Origin of the sequence: Neobacillus drentensis, assembly GCF_036962125.1 — a bacterium.
Lineage (GTDB): Bacteria > Bacillota > Bacilli > Bacillales > Cytobacillaceae > Neobacillus > Neobacillus drentensis_B.
Genome location: NZ_JBALOA010000013.1, coordinates 27640 through 43575 on the forward strand (window position 1 = coordinate 27640; position 15936 = coordinate 43575).

Below are 15936 nucleotides of genomic sequence, written 5' to 3' on the forward strand. Positions count from 1 at the left end.
GCTCTCCGTGTTTCCTTTAGCTAATCAGAATTTATTCGATAAATTCTGAACGCATAAATTCAACTATACCTCTGTCTGCGCCTAACGGCTTGCCAGTCGGTAAGTTTACATTTATCTCAGTTGGAGAGCTCCAGGCCATACGCCACTGAACAGGGCGCTTCCGCTTTTCTTATGAAAACCACATACTGAATAATCCTTCGTTCACGCCTAGGTTATACATATAATAAATACCAAATAATATGCTAATAATGCCTGCCAGGTTATTTAAATACCTATTTATCTGTTTCCCTGATGTTAACACAAATGGGATTCCAATCACGGTTGAAAAGCTTAGCATACCGACAACTGTCCCACACCCGAAAATAAGTATGTATAAAGCACCTTGCCAGGCCGTCGAAACGGTACTCATAGTTAATAGAACCATTGCTGCACTGCCAGCAAGCCCATGAATAAGACCGATGAAAAAGGATTTAAGATGGGTTCGTCCATTCTGTCTATGTGCTGAAATGGTATGTGTGTGAGGATGGCGATGTTTCATAAAACTTATAATACTATTTAGTCCAAGACTAACGAGCATGATTCCGACGATGAATTCGAGGCTAAGTGCGACCGTGTCTGTGATTGTGTTCTTGGCGATAATCAAAAACATGCCGACAATGAAAAGTGTGGCAGTATGTCCAATACCCCAGTAGACGCCAGCAAAGATCGACCGTTTTAAGTTCTTTGATTCGCTTGCGATTGTAGATACAGCAATAACATGGTCCGGCTCAATCGCGTGCTTGATTCCAAGCAAAAAGCCCAATAATAATATGGATAATAGTGATCCTGTCATGAAGTGGCCTCCCCAAAAAACTTTACATAATGATTATACAGGATAGATTAGGTTAATAAGCAGTGAAAATTGACAAATTAATCAGGACTAGTTTTTAAGCAAGCTATAGTCATCATAAACTATTCAATAGGAGAAAAAACTTAGAAAACTTGTGTGTCTACATTTCCTTTCTTTTTAAATAAGTTTAAAATATAACCGTGAATGAGAAAATGGAGGTTTCGTATGAAAACAAAATTAGGTTTATTATATGGAGGAAAATCTGCTGAACATCAAGTATCACTGCAAACAGCATTGGCTGTCATTCGGGCATTAGACCTTGAAAAATTTGAAATTCATCCAATTTACATAAATACTGAAGGAAAATGGATTAAAGGACCACAGTTAAGTGAGCCGGTCGAAAATGTGAAGGCACTTGAATTTTCAGAGGGGAACCAACTCTCACCCCTTTCGTTAGCACCTGCGCTTTTCCAAGCTGAGAAGCAGGAAACACTAGATGTTATTTTTCCGTTGCTTCATGGGCCGAATGGGGAAGATGGGACCGTCCAAGGCTTATTGGAATTATTAAACTTGCCGTACGTAGGCAATGGAGTCCTTGCTTCTGCAGCAGGTATGGATAAAGTGATGATGAAAAATGTGTTTGCACAAGCAGGGCTGTCTCAAGTTAATTTTGTTGCTTTTATTAAAAGTGAATGGGAGCAAGCTAAAGCAGAAGCCTATAACAAGGTCGAAACTGCACTTGGCTACCCTTGCTTTGTCAAACCAGCCAACCTCGGCTCCAGTGTTGGCATCAGTAAATGTACCAACCGTGCCGAACTAGAATCTGCCTTTGTTGAGGCTTTCCAATTTGACCGCAAAGTCATTATCGAAGAAGGTGTTGTTGCGCGTGAAGTCGAGGTAGCCGTCCTTGGCAATGATGAACCGGAATGTTCGGTTGCCGGTGAAATTGTTCCAAAGAAGGATTTCTATGATTATAAAGCGAAATATGAAAGTGGCGATACAGCACTTATTATCCCTGCTGACATAACGGAAGAAGAATCCCAGCAAATTAAGGAAATGGCTATAAAAGCCTTCAAATCCTTGGATTGTTCTGGTTTAGTCCGTGCCGATTTCTTCTTGACCAAAGAAGGTAAAGCGTTGATTAATGAAGTGAATACGATGCCTGGCTTTACGCCGTTTAGTATGTTCCCACTTTTATGGAAACACACAGGGGTAGAGTACCCGCAATTAATAGAGCGACTTGTCAGTCTTGCCAAAGAAAGACACGCCGAGAAACAACAGATAAAGTTTACCTTTTAAAGATGAGACACGGCTGATGAACCTGCCGTGTCCGTTTCTATTTTTAAAAAACGGGGAAATAGAAGGAGGAAGAAATGATAAAACGATCGTTAGCACAGATTGCAGATATGGTCTCTGCTCAAAATGGCAATAGTCCGTTTGCTGATACGAATATTACCGGTGTTTCCATTGATTCTCGGAAAATTGAAAAAGGAAACTTATTTATTCCTTTTAAAGGAGAACACTCAGATGGGCATAAATATGTCGAAGAATCCATCCGTAATGGAGCAGCGGCTGCCCTTTGGCAAAAGGATGTCCCAAATCCGCCGTTACATTTACCAATTTTAATTGTAGAAAATTGTCTTGTTGCCTTACAGGAACTAGCAAGAAATTACCGGAAACAATTAGCTGTAAAGGTAGTAGGAATCACTGGCAGCAATGGGAAAACGACGACCAAGGATATGACAGCTGGGATTCTTTCGACCAAATATAAGGTTCAAAAGACGGAAGGTAACTATAATAACCATATCGGTCTGCCATTAACCGTTTTAGGATTAGATGAGGACACGGAAATTGCCGTCCTTGAAATGGGAATGAGCGGCAGGGGGGAAATTGAATTCCTTACCAACCTCGCATGCCCCGATGCAGTGGTTATTACCAATATAGGTGAGTCCCATCTTCTCGATCTTGGCTCAAGAGAAGGGATTGCAGAGGCCAAGCTTGAAATTCTCCAAGGCCTAAAAGAGGGTGGACTAGCTGTTTTGCATGGCGACGAACCGCTTCTGATGGAAAGAATTAAAGAGCATAAAGGAAGTGTCCAGGTCGAAACGTTTGGTCGAAGTGAAACAAATGATTTATACCCTACTGAAATCATGCAGTTAGACAATGGGAATCGTTTTAGGATTAATGCCTCAGAGACTACATTTGAACTGCCGGTGCTAGGAACACATAATATATTAAATGCATTAGCTTCGATGCTAATCGCCAACTATTTTTCGATTTCGTATGAAAAAATGAATGAGGGCTTAGCGAGTATCAAGCTAACCAATATGCGCATGGAGTTAGTAGAAGGGAAGCAGGGCGAAAAAATAATCAACGACGCCTATAATGCCAGCCCGACTTCCATGATGGCAGCGATTGAATTGGTATCCAATCTTCAAGGATATGAGAGGAAAATCCTTGTCTTAGGTGATATGTTAGAGCTTGGTCCACAGGAGGAGCAATACCATCAGCAAATTGGCGGAGCTATAGATGGGGAAAAAGTTGATTTGCTGTTCACCTATGGGAAACTAGGAGTGCACATCGCAAATAAGGCCAGAACAGTTTTAGGGAAAGAAAGAGTTTTCGCTTTTACAGAAAAGGAACCACTTATTCGAGAATTAGTACAACATGTTGATCATAAGACGTTGATTCTTGTGAAAGCTTCAAGAGGAATGAAATTAGAAGAAATCGTTACTGCCCTGCAAGTAAATGATGGAAATTAAATCTACTGAGAACATGAATGATTTCTTGATGAGAAAAGAAAAATAACATAGAACCCCCCTTGCGTGGAGACGGTGCCCTTTCGTTTTGATTTAGATTGGTTGATGAGGAAATAAGATTAGTTTGAAACTGTAACAAACTTGTCTTGATTGCAAAATACTAGCAATAGTGGTATGATGTTCATCAACGTGTCTAAAGAACGATGATTAAAGGGCATACTCCTTGAGGGAGCATGTTTTTTTTTGGTAAAATAAAGATGTTACCTATTTTACGGCATTTTGATGCGTGTCAGCTCAAGCGCCAAGGGGACCCGAGACGTTTCGGTCCTGCCTAAGATGAAGAATAAAAATCCACTGCCATCCTTGTGGATGAAATATAGACCAATTTCATCCTTGATGAAATAAAAGTATATTTCATCCTTGATAAAATATTTCATTGAGGATTCTATTCTTAATGAATCCAAAATGGACTTCACCTTAAGGCCCTCCAGCGCTTTTCGCCTCTATAGAGCAGGCGCTTCCGCTTTTCTGAGTATCAGGCGAAAATATTCAGCATTTAAAAAATATTTTCACATAGATGAAGGAGAATGAAAACATTGACAAAGTTTGAAGATTTAGGCATTGGTAATGCCACGTTACAAGCTGTCCTCAAAATGGGTTTTGAGGAAGCAACACCAATCCAGGCAGAAACTATTCCATTGGGGCTAAAAGGGATTGATTTGATCGGGCAAGCTCAAACAGGAACAGGTAAAACAGCTGCATTCGGTATTCCATTGGTGGAAAAAATTGATACAAGTGCGGATGCAATTCAAGGGATTATCATTGCACCAACTCGTGAATTAGCGATTCAAGTATCAGAAGAACTTTATAAAATTGGTTCAGGGAAAAGAGTTCGTGTTCTGCCAATCTATGGTGGACAGGATATTAGCCGTCAGATTCGTTCATTAAAGAAAGCTCCACATATCATTGTTGGTACTCCAGGACGTGTATTGGATCATATCAACAGAAAAACAATGCGTCTTGATACGGTTAACACCGTTATACTTGATGAAGCTGATGAAATGTTAAACATGGGCTTCATTGAAGATATTGAGTCAATTCTAGCTTCGACACCAGCAGAACGACAAACATTGCTTTTCTCAGCAACGATGCCTGGACCGATTCAAAGAATGGCTGAAAAGTTCATGAAGGACCCACAAATCGTCCGCGTGAAAACGAAAGAAATGACCGTTCCTTTGATTGATCAATATTACCTTGAGGTTCAAGAAAGAAATAAATTTGATGTCTTAACAAGACTTTTGGATATCCAATCACCAGAATTAGCAATTGTTTTTGGCCGTACGAAGCGTCGTGTCGATGAATTGTCTGAAGCTTTAACATTAAGAGGTTATACAGCAGAAGGAATTCATGGCGATTTAAGTCAGGCAAAGCGGATTTCTGTCCTTCGCAAATTTAAAGAAGGAACGATTGATGTCCTCGTTGCAACAGACGTAGCAGCTAGGGGTCTTGATATTTCCGGAGTAACGCATGTATATAATTTTGATATTCCACAAGATCCAGAAAGCTATGTACACCGTATTGGACGTACAGGTCGTGCTGGTAAAAAGGGTGTAGCTCTAACATTTATTACACCTCGTGAAAAATCATACCTTGCTGTAGTTGAAAAAACGACTAGAAGCAAGATGGAAAAAATGAAAACTCCTACACTTGATGAAGCTTTAGAAGGTCAACAAAAAGCAGTTGTGGAGAAAATCGTTGCAACGATTGAATCGAACAATTTACATTACTATAAAGCGGCAGCACAAGAATTGCTGGAAGAAAATGACGCATCAACCGTCATTGCAGCTGTATTAAAAATGTTAACGAAAGAACCTGATACAACACCAATTAAGTTAACAGAAGAGCAACTTCCACAAAGAAGAGAAAGAAAGCCGTATAATGACCGTGACCGTAGAAGAAGAGATGATTCTAGAGGTTCAGGTTCATATGGTGGGGACCGTAACAGAAAAAAAGCCCCATCATCAAAGCCGCGCAGTGGTGAAAAAAGAACTGGCGGTGGCGGCAAGCCATCATCAAAGCCAAGAACATTTAACCACTAAAATGCAAAAGCATGAACGAAATCGTTCATGCTTTTTTCTTTGGTTAAAAGGGAATAGTAAACATAAAACCATTCTACTGGGGTGATGATAATGACGATTGTACGGCTTGGCTATGTCGCGATGAGTGTAGAGCTTCAGAATGCCTCTCCCTCACAAACAATGACCTTTGCACAATTTGAAAAAATAAAGGACCGGGAAGCAGCCATTCGAAAATTAGAGCGAATTGCTATTTCAAATTTAGAAAATAGTCTGCGACTATTAAAGCATAATGCTGGAAACCAGATTCACTTCTTTAGGTTAAGCTCGCGACTCATCCCGCTAGCCAATCATCAGGATTTATTGGATTGGGACTACATCACTCCTTTAATGGATACACTTCGCAAGCTGGCAAATTATATAAAGGAGCATCTCGCTCGAATTGATTTCCACCCTGATCATTTCGTTGTGCTTAATACGCCGGATAAGGAGATATTAAGAAATTCCTTAAAAACACTCGCCATGCATAAAGCATTGCTAAAAGGAATGGAGATAGATACCGAGCATCGATGTGTATTACATGTCGGTGGCGGGTATAACGATAAGGAGAAAGCCCTTGAGTTATTTATTCATAATTGGGCCTATATTTCCCCATCGATTCAAAAAATGATTATGCTTGAAAATGATGATACCACGTTTACGGTGAAGGACACCCTCTACCTTTGTGAAAAGTTAGGTGTACCGATGGTGTTTGATTATCATCATCACCTCGCTAATCATGAAGAAAATGACTGGGTGACAGATTGGGAACGGATTGTTGCGACATGGTCACACTCACCACTGCCAGTAAAGATGCATATTTCTAGTCCGCGTTCTGAAAAAGATTTTCGAGCCCACGCAGACACAATCGATCCACAAATGTTTCTCGATTTTTTACATCAAATTAAAGGGACTGTTCCTGAAATCCACTGTATGATTGAAGCAAAGCAAAAAGATGCGGCGCTTTTTCAACTCGCAAAGGATCTACAAGGAAATGAAGGTGTTACATGGATCGACCAGTCTAGTTTTATAATCGAATAAGGTCACATTATTTTTGAGCTAGTAAACCGATCACAGCAATAATAATAATCACAGCCCAGATGAGAATTTTCCAAGGCGATTGATAAGAAATATTCCCTTTCTTGCTGTTGGCCCAGTTTGCAGTGCTTCGAAATGAATCGGAAAGGTCCTTTTTATTAAAGTAAGGAATCGCACCCAGTAAAAAGCCACCAAGCAATCCAAATAAGTGTGCGGTTATATTGATATTGGGCTGCAGGAAGGTCATAATCAGGCTGACGACACATAGGGTAAGGATGATTTGCGAATTTTGTTTGCTAAGCATATGCTTTCGAAAGATAATAATCGCAAGATAATAGCCAAACAGTCCAAAAATTGCTCCACTTGAGCCAATATGGGTGTAGGTTAACGGCTGGATAAGGAACGTCGCAACATTGGCAATAAACCCTGATAGAAGATAGATAAATAAAAATCTGCCGCTCCCAATCATACGTTCCAAGGCAGGACCAAAAAGAACAAGTGAGAAGCTATTAAAAAGCATATGGGCGAACCCGCTATGCATAAAGGTGGGGGTGATTAACCGCCAATATTCTCCTTCCCTAATGTATAGATTCACACCTGTCAGATGGTCAAAGAACCAATAATTTGGGAAGATTGGTAAACTAGTTACCAGATATAATCCTAAATGAATGGTAACGATGATAGAAACAACTGGATATAGGCGGATAAAATCACGGAAACTTTCCGTCCTTGTAAACATTACATACACCTCCTGAGTCACCTAACTATTATTTACTACTTTCCATTCTTGTACACTATTACTTATGCTTATTGTATCTTAAATAGAAGGAAGATGAAGAATGATTAAAGGGATTGGAATTGATATTATTGAACTTTCTAGAATCAGGGACATCCTTACTCGACAACAAAAGTTTGTTGATCGTGTTTTAACACCGTATGAACAGAAGAAATTTGTGGAGTTATCAGCAGCAAGAAAGGTAGAATTTCTCGCAGGGCGATTTGCGGCGAAGGAAGCCTATTCGAAGGCAAACGGCACGGGTATAGGTGCTGAGTTATCCTTTTTAGATATTGAAATCGACAATGATCACACGGGTAAACCATTTATTGCAAAGCCGAAGACTCTTGCCCATTTATCTATTTCGCATAGTAGAGATTACGCCATCGCGCAGGTGATCATCGAGGAGAACTAGGAACTAATTTTTAGATAGCTTGGTCACAAGATTAGCATAATCCCTTAGGTTGTCTCATATATTCATAGGGAAAACAGGAGAGACAAGGTCAGCCATGGTCATTTTGGAAAGCAAACTCCATTGCCTGACCCCTGCCTTTCTCTTCTCTATTAACCATATGAAATGAGACAAGAAGGGGTTGAAGGAATGAGGAAAAAGTTGTTGCTGCTAATCACGGGGCTTATGGTCATTTTTGTACTAGCTGCCTGTGGCTCAAAATCACAAGGTGATGTGGTAAAAGAGTTAACAGGGAAATTAGATGACTTAAGTGGCTACAAGGTGAATGCAAAGATGACGTTAAAAATGGGTTCGGATTCACAAATTTATAAGGTGGAAATCTGGCATAAAGATCCTACTTTCTATCGGGTCAATTTGAGAAATGCTCAAAAAGACCAAAGTCAAATGATTCTAAGGAATAATGAAGGGGTATTTGTATTAACACCGGCGCTAAATAAGAGCTTCCGCTTCCAAAGCGATTGGCCGCAAAACAGCAGTCAGGCCTACTTGTATGAGTCGCTGATTAAGGACATTGTTGCTGATAAGAGTGCAAAGTTCTCTACGACCAAGCAGTATTATGTATTTGAAACAAAAACCCGTTATCAAAATAATACCATGCTGCCATTCCAAGAAATTAAACTGAATAAAAGTGATTTATCTCCTGCAGTAGTGAAAGTAATGGACCCAGATCGGAATGCTCTTGTGACGGTTGAATTCTCCAAAGTGAAATTTAACGCCAGCTTTGACAAAGATGATTTTGATATGAAGAAAAACATGACACGTGCTCAGCTTAATTTACCAGCCATGGCTGATGGCGGGGATGAGGCCTTTACGGTGATGTACCCAACCACAGAACTGAAAGGAACAAAATTAATTGAGGAAAAAGAAGTGTCGCTTGAAGATGGAAAAAGGGTGGTTCTCACTTACGATGGTAAAAAATCGTTTACCCTTGTCCAAGAAAAAGTAACCGCAAAAACGGCATCCACCAATCCAACCTATGTTGAAGGGGATATTGTTGATTTAGGAGTAACGATTGGCGCAGTTTCAGATCATTCCATTTCTTGGTCACATAATGGTGTTGACTATATGATTGCTTCTAAAAACCTAACCAAAGAAGAACTAATTGAGGTGGCTTCATCGGTCCAGGGGGAAGCAGTGAAATAGTTATTTACATTGGCAGGCTCTTTATGGGTCTGCTTTTTTGTTTGTAAATGGTTTGAAACAGCAGTATGATAATTTTTGTGATAAGATGGAATGATATTTCATTAAGCTTACTAGGAAGTGGAAACATGGAAGAGCAAGGTTTTTTTTATCGTGATACATGGGCCGAAGTAGATTTGGATTGTATTCATGCCAATCTTACCTCGATTAAAAAGCGTTTGCCTCAAGAAGTGAAGATGATTGCGGTTGTCAAAGCGAATGCTTATGGGCATGGGGATGTACAGGTAGCTGAAACTGCTTTGGAAGCCGGGGCAGCCTATCTGGCTGTGGCGTTTATGGATGAAGCGATTGCCTTAAGGAATAAAGGGATTACTGCGCCGATTCTTGTCTTGGGAGCAACTCGTCCGGAAGATATCCAAGTAGCAGTGAAATTTGATATCACCCTTACTGTTTTTCAGCCAGAGTGGTTAGAAGAGGCATTAAAGCATATAAAAACAAATGATAAAATTTCTGTCCATATTAAAGTAGATACAGGAATGGGGAGAATTGGCGTTCGTTCTTTATCTGAATTAACAGCAGTTGAACAAATTATTTCTGAAAATGACTCATTTTTTCTTGAAGGGATTTATACTCACTTTGCGACGGCTGATGAATTGGACGAATCCTATATGTACCAGCAATTAGCAAAATTTGAAACGTTGGTCGGTGCGCTCAAACAAAAACCAAAGTATATTCATTCTAGCAACAGTGCTGCGGCCCTGCGTTATCCGAAAACTTACTTTAATGCGGTTCGAATTGGGATTGCGATGTATGGTCTAACCCCTTCGCTGGAGATGGAAAACGAAATACCGTTCCGGCTAAAGGAGGCATTTTCTCTTCGCTCACGTCTTGTTCATGTCAAGAGGATGCCCAAAGGCGAAAAAGTGAGCTATGGTGCAACCTATGAAACTGGGGATGAAGAGTGGATTGGAACGATTCCAATCGGTTATGCCGATGGTTGGATTCGCAAGCTGCAAGGGCAAGAAGTGCTGGTAAAAGGGATGAGATCTCCGATTGTCGGAAGAATTTGTATGGACCAGTGTATGATACGGCTTCCGCAGCCTGTTCCAATTGGGACAACAGTTACTTTAATTGGCGGTCAAGAGAATCAGTTTATTTCAATCAATGAAATTGCCAAGAAGCTAGACACGATTAATTATGAAGTCCCGTGTATCATTGCCAATCGAGTCCCGCGCCTATATAAAAAAGGTGGGAAAATTGTCGATTTAAAAAATTATCTTCTTGAAGATTAATGGCCTAAATGAAGTTTTTTCATCATATTTATGATATTGCGGTGATTTATGCATAAAAGGATGTTTTATTGGCTTATAATACAGTAGTATTATAATTAGTCTATGCAATAAGTTCGATTAGTGTTATTATTAAATATGGTACAGATAAATAAATGAAACTACTGTATGAAACAGGCCAAAGGTCATTCATTAAGTGTAGTGGAGTTTATGCATCAGAAGGAATTCTGGTTAGATAAAATTGGTGTGTAGTGATGGTGGAGGTGTATGTTTGTGTCTGAAACTGGCGCAACTACGGAAATCTTGGTGAAGTTACCGCAACATCTTTTAACTGAATTAGATGGCTTTGTAAAGCAAGAAAATGTAAACCGCAGCGAGTTTATCTACCAGGCAACAAAAATGTATTTACGCGAACGTAAAAAGAGACAAATTCGCGAGTCGATGAGACGTGGATACATGGAAATGGCAAAGATAAATTTAAGGATTGCATCAGAATCATTTTTAGCAGAATATGAGGCAGAACACACAGTTGAACGTCTTGTAAGCGGAGGATAATCCTTTGATAGTCAAACGTGGTGACGTATATTTCGCGGACCTATCCCCAGTTGTTGGTTCTGAACAAGGCGGCGTCCGACCTGTACTTGTCATCCAAAACGACATCGGGAATCGGTTTAGTCCCACAGTGATTATTGCAGCGATTACAGCTCAAATTCAAAAAGCCAAGCTTCCTACTCATGTAGAAATTGATGCGAAGCGCTACGGATTTGAACGAGACTCGGTCATTCTGTTAGAGCAAATTCGTACAATTGATAAGCAGCGGTTAACCGATAAAATCACCCATCTCGATGACGAAATGATGGAAAAAGTGGATGAAGCCTTGCAGGTTAGCCTGGGTCTCATCGAATTTTAATTAAAAGTACGCTCTTTTTAGGAAGAGCGTTTTTTCATACATATCCTGACCTCAATTTCAACTATCAACTTCTGCTTAGGCGAGCCCGTGTGCTTGCCTATTTTTTTTGAAATAAATAAGGTGGAATGGCCGTTTAATGAAACGGTAAGTTTATTCTGCTACAATAGAATGAATAGGAATGGAATGGAGGACAAGTGTTGTGAATGATACAGCCATAAAAGATGATCAGTTATTAAAGAAAATTGCTGCAGAATTAACCATATCTTTAAAACAAGTGAAAAGCGTTATTTCATTAATAGATGAAGGCAATACAGTTCCTTTTATTGCGCGCTATCGTAAAGAAATGACGGGTGCGCTAGATGAAGTTCAAATCCGAAATATAGTAGAACGCTGGCAGTATATTCAAAACCTCGAGCAAAGAAAAGAAGAGGTTATCCGCATAATTACTGAACAAGGGAAATTAACCGATGAACTAAATGCCGCAATTACTAAGGCTGAGAAGCTTCAAGAGGTTGAAGATTTATACAGGCCTTATAAGCAAAAAAGACGGACAAAAGCAACGATTGCCAAGGAAAAAGGTTTGGAGCCTTTAGCAGAGTGGTTACTAACTTTTACGAAAGAAAGTGTGGAGGAAAAAGCAAAACAATTTTTATCAGAAGAAAAAGATGTGCTCACGGTTGAGGATGCAATAGCAGGTGCGAAGGATATCATTGCTGAATGGGTATCGGATGATGCAGAATCCCGTAAATGGATTCGGAAGGAAACGTTTAAATCCGGTGCGGTTGTCTCGGTGGTCAAAGATGCCGAAAAAGACGAGAAAAATGTCTATGAAATGTACTATGAATATGAAGAGCCTGTAAATAAAATTGTTCCCCACCGAATCCTTGCGTTAAACCGTGGTGAAAAAGAAGACATCTTACGGGTTTCGCTCAAAATGAATGCAGACTTAATCCTCACTTATTTGTCGAGAAAGTGGATTCGGGTTCAGCACGCACCTTCAGCCCTGATAGTGGTTGAAGCATTGGAGGATAGCTACAAACGATTAATTCAACCTTCAATAGAGCGGGAAATCCGCAACGAGTTAACGGAAAAAGGGGAAGAGCAAGCCATACATATATTCTCTGAAAATCTTCGTAACTTACTTTTGCAGCCGCCGTTAAAAGGAAAGGTTGTTATCGGGGTCGACCCGGCATACCGGACAGGCTGTAAATTGGCAGTCGTTGATGAAACAGGTAAGGTGCTGAAAATTGATGTAATCTACCCTCATCCGCCGGTTAATAAGGCCAAAGAAGCGCGCGAAAAGTTTATTAATATTCTCCGCGATTATAAAGTTGAGATGGCTGCAATCGGAAATGGGACAGCATCAAGGGAAACAGAACAGTTTGTGGCTGATATCTTAAAAGAAATGGATGAGGAAATTTACTATTTGATTGTCAATGAAGCGGGTGCCAGTGTCTATTCAGCATCTGAACTGGCTAGAGAAGAGTTTCCAAATCTGCAGGTTGAAGAAAGAAGTGCAGCATCGATCGCCCGTCGTTTGCAGGACCCATTAGCTGAATTGGTGAAAATTGACCCGAAATCGGTAGGGGTTGGTCAATACCAGCATGATGTTTCTCAGAAGCGACTGTCAGAATCGTTACACTTTGTCGTCGAAACCGCGGTTAACCGTGTCGGTGTGAATGTCAATACGGCCTCGCCTTCGCTATTACAGTATGTTGCTGGACTAAACAAGACAGCCGCGAATAATATTGTCAAAAAGCGTGAAGAGGAAGGGAAATTTACGAGCAGGGTTCAACTTAAGAAGGTTCCTCGCTTAGGGGCGAAAACCTATGAGCAGGCGATAGGCTTCTTGCGGGTATTGGATGGAAAGCAGCCGCTCGACCGGACAGGGATTCATCCGGAAAATTATGATGAGGTGAAGAAATTATTAGCGAGTCTTGGTTTTACAACTGATGACCTTGGGTCGGACGAGCTTAAAGCAGCCCTAAATGGTCTCGATTTAAAATCTGTCTCCGAAGATCTTGCTATCGGTGAGTTAACCTTAAAGGATATTATTGATGCGTTGGTAAGACCGGAACGTGATCCGCGTGATGATTTACCACGTCCACTGTTAAAGAAGGATGTCTTGAAGCTTGAAGATTTGAGTGCAGGCATGGAGCTGCAAGGTACTGTTCGAAATGTTGTTGACTTTGGCGCATTTGTTGATATCGGCGTCAAGCAGGACGGACTTGTTCACATCTCTAAACTCAGCAATCGCTTTGTAAAACATCCCTTAGACATTGTATCTGTAGGGGATGTAGTCACCGTATGGGTGGATTCAGTTGACATGAAAAAAGGGCGGGTAGCGCTAACGATGCTGGCGCCTTCAAACTAATTCTGTAAATAATACAATGGTAGGAGTCCATTTCGCGTTGCGATTTGGACTTTTATTTTTATCTAGAAGAGAATAAGTCTAGTGAATTGGTTGTAGAAAATCACATGGTATTTCGTCAAGAGGGGCTATTGACGACCGAAGCGGAGGAAAAAAGGAGTAGTGGGTAAGACAATGGGCGCTATTGGCGACCGAAGCGGAAGAAAAAAGGGGTAGAGGGTAGACAATGGGCGCTATTGGCGACCGAAGCGGAAGAAAAAAGGGGTGGAGGGTAGACAATNNATGGGCGCTATTGACGACCAAAGTGGAAGAAATAAAGGGTCAAGGGTAGATAAGAGATATTTTTGACGAGCAAACACTCTATTAATAAAACTCTTAGGTGTTTAATTTAATGAAATAAAAAGTGCAAACCTCGATATGGGTTTGCACTTTAAAATTTTCCCCTTTAACGAAAACATTAATCTGAGGAGAAGTGTTTTTTTCTGTAGAAAAACCAGCATTGGTTTAACAGCTTGATCTGATAGCGGTCCTTCTCATAAAAAGCTCTTTTCATTTGGTTTTGCAACCAAGTTGGCATAATAAAACCTCCCGAAAAGTTCATCATTATTATGGGTATATACAATATATGCTATAATAGGTTGTCATGTTCGCATAGAAAGAGAGGAACCCACAATGGAACAGCAACAACTTCAATTATTGGTTGAAAAGATATCTGTTGATTCATTTGGGAAGCCGTTTATGCATCAGGCCTATTTCAATCCAAGACTAAGATCAACGGGCGGAAGGTATCTCCTTGGTACACACAATATAGAGATCAATAGAAAGTATTATGATCAGCTCGGTGAAAGAGAATTAATAGGGATTATTAAACATGAGTTATGCCATTATCACCTTCACCTTGCGGGAAAAGGGTACCAACATAAGGACCAAGATTTTAAGCAATTATTAAAAATAGTAGGAGCACCACGATTTTGCGCTCAACTACCAGATAAAAAGGAAAAACATTCAACCAAGAGAATCCTTCTCTACCAGTGTACTAATTGCCAGCTTACTTATAATAGAAAAAGAAGCATTGATACAAGTAGATATGTGTGCGGGAAGTGTAAAGGAAAGTTGACAAAAATAAGAGAAATTATTCTCGAATGATATTGGAATTTGGAAAAATCTTTATTCAAAACTATATTGACTTTCTATTCTATCGTCATTATAATGTAAAGAGTCGACAAGGTAATTGCCCTGTTGATTCTTAAATATCTTTATTATTCCGCAGTAGCTCAGTGGTAGAGCTATCGGCTGTTAACCGATCGGTCGTAGGTTCGAGTCCTACCTGCGGAGCCATACGGGGAAGTACTCAAGAGGCTGAAGAGGCGCCCCTGCTAAGGGTGTAGGTCGGGTGACCGGCGCGAGGGTTCAAATCCCTCCTTCTCCGCCATATAAATTTTTGGCCCCTTGGTCAAGCGGTTAAGACACCTCCCTTTCACGGAGGTAACACGGGTTCGAGTCCCGTAGGGGTCATCTGGGACGGGAAGTGACCTTGATTCATTTCCTGTTTCTTAATCATTATCATTTAAATTATTGGGCTATAGCCAAGCGGTAAGGCATCGCACTTTGACTGCGACATGCGTTGGTTCAAATCCAGCTAGCCCAGCCATTTTTTTAAATAGTAAATATCTATGCGGGTGTGGCGGAATTGGCAGACGCACCAGACTTAGGATCTGGCGCCGCAAGGCGTGGGGGTTCGACTCCCTTCACCCGCACCAATTCTTTTTGATTGAACTCAAATGGATTGTGTGTTATGATTGTTTTTGTCGCTAATTATCATGCGGTCGTGGCGGAATGGCAGACGCGCTAGGTTGAGGGCCTAGTGGGGGCAACCCCGTGGAGGTTCAAGTCCTCTCGGCCGCACCAAATAAATTGTTGACAAGCGTTACTGAGTCTGATATACTTTAAAAGTTGACTTCAATATTTGCGCCCTTAGCTCAGCTGGATAGAGTGTTTGACTACGAATCAAAAGGTCGGGAGTTCGAATCTCTCAGGGCGCATTTTTACGGGAAGTAGCTCAGCTTGGTAGAGCACTTGGTTTGGGACCAAGGGGTCGCAGGTTCGAATCCTGTCTTCCCGACCATTTTAATAAAATATGCGGGTGTAGTTTAGTGGTAAAACCTCAGCCTTCCAAGCTGATGATGAGAGTTCGATTCTCTTCACCCGCTCCAATTCTTATAATTGTTCTTTGAAAACT

15 protein-coding genes and 9 tRNA genes are annotated in these 15936 nt (G+C 40.7%); 20 read left to right on the plus strand and 4 right to left on the minus strand.

Annotated features, from left to right (window positions below; genetic code table 11):
* Positions 1-169: 169 nt before the first annotated feature.
* Entirely contained in the window at positions 170-832 is a 663-nt protein-coding gene (locus V7121_RS11525; RefSeq protein ID WP_335501128.1) for a sulfite exporter TauE/SafE family protein, read from the minus strand.
* Between the two features lie 222 nt (positions 833-1054).
* Here V7121_RS11525 and V7121_RS11530 point away from each other — a divergent pair, with 222 nt between their 5' ends.
* Together V7121_RS11530 and V7121_RS11535 are read left to right on the plus strand one after the other, a co-directional pair.
* A complete protein-coding gene (locus V7121_RS11530; RefSeq protein WP_335501130.1) occupies positions 1055-2128 on the plus strand; it encodes a D-alanine--D-alanine ligase in 1074 nt (357 codons plus the stop codon).
* 74 nt (positions 2129-2202) lie between these two features.
* Positions 2203-3591: a UDP-N-acetylmuramoyl-tripeptide--D-alanyl-D-alanine ligase gene (locus V7121_RS11535; protein WP_335501132.1), complete on the plus strand. Its 1389-nt coding sequence runs from the start codon at positions 2203-2205 to the stop codon at positions 3589-3591.
* A gap of 266 nt (positions 3592-3857) precedes the next feature.
* On the opposite strand, the gene V7121_RS11540 is transcribed toward V7121_RS11535, so the two are convergent.
* Positions 3858-4064, minus strand: a complete 207-nt coding sequence (locus V7121_RS11540) for a hypothetical protein (protein ID WP_335501134.1) — start codon at positions 4062-4064, stop codon at positions 3858-3860.
* A gap of 120 nt (positions 4065-4184) precedes the next feature.
* On the opposite strand from V7121_RS11540, the gene V7121_RS11545 reads away from it, so the two are divergent.
* Both V7121_RS11545 and uvsE read left to right on the plus strand, forming a co-directional pair.
* Complete coding sequence (locus tag V7121_RS11545) at positions 4185-5687, plus strand: DEAD/DEAH box helicase (RefSeq protein ID WP_335501136.1); 1503 nt, start codon at positions 4185-4187, stop codon at positions 5685-5687.
* Positions 5688-5777: 90 nt separating this feature from the next.
* Positions 5778-6743 (plus strand): UV DNA damage repair endonuclease UvsE, encoded by a 966-nt coding sequence (uvsE, locus tag V7121_RS11550; RefSeq protein WP_335501138.1) that lies wholly within the window; start codon positions 5778-5780, stop codon positions 6741-6743.
* A gap of 7 nt (positions 6744-6750) precedes the next feature.
* Here uvsE and V7121_RS11555 read toward each other — a convergent pair whose 3' ends face one another.
* Positions 6751-7479, minus strand: coding sequence for a rhomboid family intramembrane serine protease (locus V7121_RS11555; protein ID WP_335501141.1), 729 nt, complete (start codon positions 7477-7479; stop codon positions 6751-6753).
* A gap of 100 nt (positions 7480-7579) precedes the next feature.
* Between V7121_RS11555 and acpS the strand changes: the two genes are divergently transcribed.
* From acpS to V7121_RS11585, 6 genes are all read left to right on the plus strand, one after another.
* On the plus strand, positions 7580-7930 hold the full coding sequence (gene acpS, locus V7121_RS11560; protein WP_335501143.1) for a holo-ACP synthase: 351 nt from the start codon (positions 7580-7582) through the stop codon (positions 7928-7930).
* A gap of 186 nt (positions 7931-8116) precedes the next feature.
* On the plus strand, positions 8117-9130 hold the full coding sequence (locus tag V7121_RS11565) for a LolA family protein (RefSeq protein ID WP_335501145.1): 1014 nt from the start codon (positions 8117-8119) through the stop codon (positions 9128-9130).
* Between the two features lie 125 nt (positions 9131-9255).
* A complete protein-coding gene (alr, locus tag V7121_RS11570; RefSeq protein ID WP_335501147.1) occupies positions 9256-10419 on the plus strand; it encodes an alanine racemase in 1164 nt (387 codons plus the stop codon).
* A 270-nt stretch (positions 10420-10689) separates the two neighbouring features.
* Positions 10690-10971 carry a CopG family ribbon-helix-helix protein gene (locus V7121_RS11575; RefSeq protein ID WP_335501149.1) on the plus strand — a complete coding sequence of 94 codons (282 nt, stop codon included), beginning with the start codon at positions 10690-10692 and terminating at the stop codon, positions 10969-10971.
* Positions 10972-10975: 4 nt separating this feature from the next.
* Entirely contained in the window at positions 10976-11326 is a 351-nt protein-coding gene (gene ndoA, locus V7121_RS11580; RefSeq protein ID WP_041967053.1) for a type II toxin-antitoxin system endoribonuclease NdoA, read from the plus strand.
* A gap of 178 nt (positions 11327-11504) precedes the next feature.
* Positions 11505-13700, plus strand: a complete 2196-nt coding sequence (locus V7121_RS11585; RefSeq protein ID WP_335501151.1) for a Tex family protein — start codon at positions 11505-11507, stop codon at positions 13698-13700.
* 454 nt (positions 13701-14154) lie between these two features.
* Here the strand turns inward: V7121_RS11585 and cmpA are convergent, their stop codons facing one another.
* The gene (cmpA, locus tag V7121_RS11590) at positions 14155-14274 is read right to left on the minus strand and encodes a cortex morphogenetic protein CmpA (protein WP_335501153.1); all 120 of its coding nucleotides are present in this window, start codon (positions 14272-14274) and stop codon (positions 14155-14157) included.
* A 95-nt stretch (positions 14275-14369) separates the two neighbouring features.
* On the opposite strand from cmpA, the gene V7121_RS11595 reads away from it, so the two are divergent.
* From V7121_RS11595 to V7121_RS11640, 10 genes are all read left to right on the plus strand, one after another.
* Positions 14370-14843 carry a SprT family protein gene (locus V7121_RS11595; RefSeq protein WP_335501156.1) on the plus strand — a complete coding sequence of 158 codons (474 nt, stop codon included), beginning with the start codon at positions 14370-14372 and terminating at the stop codon, positions 14841-14843.
* A 117-nt stretch (positions 14844-14960) separates the two neighbouring features.
* Positions 14961-15035 (plus strand) — tRNA-Asn (locus V7121_RS11600).
* Positions 15036-15038: 3 nt separating this feature from the next.
* A tRNA-Ser gene (locus V7121_RS11605) sits at positions 15039-15129 on the plus strand.
* Positions 15130-15140: 11 nt separating this feature from the next.
* Positions 15141-15212 (plus strand) — tRNA-Glu (locus tag V7121_RS11610).
* Positions 15213-15273: 61 nt separating this feature from the next.
* Positions 15274-15348: transfer RNA gene (locus V7121_RS11615), tRNA-Gln, on the plus strand.
* 24 nt (positions 15349-15372) lie between these two features.
* Positions 15373-15457 (plus strand) — tRNA-Leu (locus tag V7121_RS11620).
* Positions 15458-15519: 62 nt separating this feature from the next.
* Positions 15520-15605 (plus strand) — tRNA-Leu (locus tag V7121_RS11625).
* Between the two features lie 60 nt (positions 15606-15665).
* A tRNA-Arg gene (locus V7121_RS11630) sits at positions 15666-15739 on the plus strand.
* Positions 15740-15745: 6 nt separating this feature from the next.
* Positions 15746-15822, plus strand: a tRNA-Pro gene (locus V7121_RS11635).
* A gap of 14 nt (positions 15823-15836) precedes the next feature.
* Positions 15837-15910 (plus strand) — tRNA-Gly (locus V7121_RS11640).
* The last annotated feature ends 26 nt before the right edge of the window (positions 15911-15936 follow it).

Excerpts from the sequence above, each read along its gene's own strand:
- V7121_RS11585 (WP_335501151.1), top strand. The coding sequence starts at position 11,505 with ATGGAATGGAGGACAAGTGTTGTGAATGATACAGCCATAAAAGATGAT.
- acpS (WP_335501143.1), top strand. The coding sequence starts at position 7,580 with ATGATTAAAGGGATTGGAATTGATATTATTGAACTTTCTAGAATCAGG.
- V7121_RS11535 (WP_335501132.1), top strand. The coding sequence starts at position 2,203 with ATGATAAAACGATCGTTAGCACAGATTGCAGATATGGTCTCTGCTCAA.
- V7121_RS11530 (WP_335501130.1), top strand. The coding sequence starts at position 1,055 with ATGAAAACAAAATTAGGTTTATTATATGGAGGAAAATCTGCTGAACAT.
- alr (WP_335501147.1), top strand. The coding sequence starts at position 9,256 with ATGGAAGAGCAAGGTTTTTTTTATCGTGATACATGGGCCGAAGTAGAT.
- V7121_RS11595 (WP_335501156.1), top strand. The coding sequence starts at position 14,370 with ATGGAACAGCAACAACTTCAATTATTGGTTGAAAAGATATCTGTTGAT.
- V7121_RS11525 (WP_335501128.1), bottom strand. The coding sequence starts at position 832 with ATGACAGGATCACTATTATCCATATTATTATTGGGCTTTTTGCTTGGA.
- V7121_RS11555 (WP_335501141.1), bottom strand. The coding sequence starts at position 7,479 with ATGTTTACAAGGACGGAAAGTTTCCGTGATTTTATCCGCCTATATCCA.
- uvsE (WP_335501138.1), top strand. The coding sequence starts at position 5,778 with ATGACGATTGTACGGCTTGGCTATGTCGCGATGAGTGTAGAGCTTCAG.
- V7121_RS11565 (WP_335501145.1), top strand. The coding sequence starts at position 8,117 with ATGAGGAAAAAGTTGTTGCTGCTAATCACGGGGCTTATGGTCATTTTT.
- cmpA (WP_335501153.1), bottom strand. The coding sequence starts at position 14,274 with ATGCCAACTTGGTTGCAAAACCAAATGAAAAGAGCTTTTTATGAGAAG.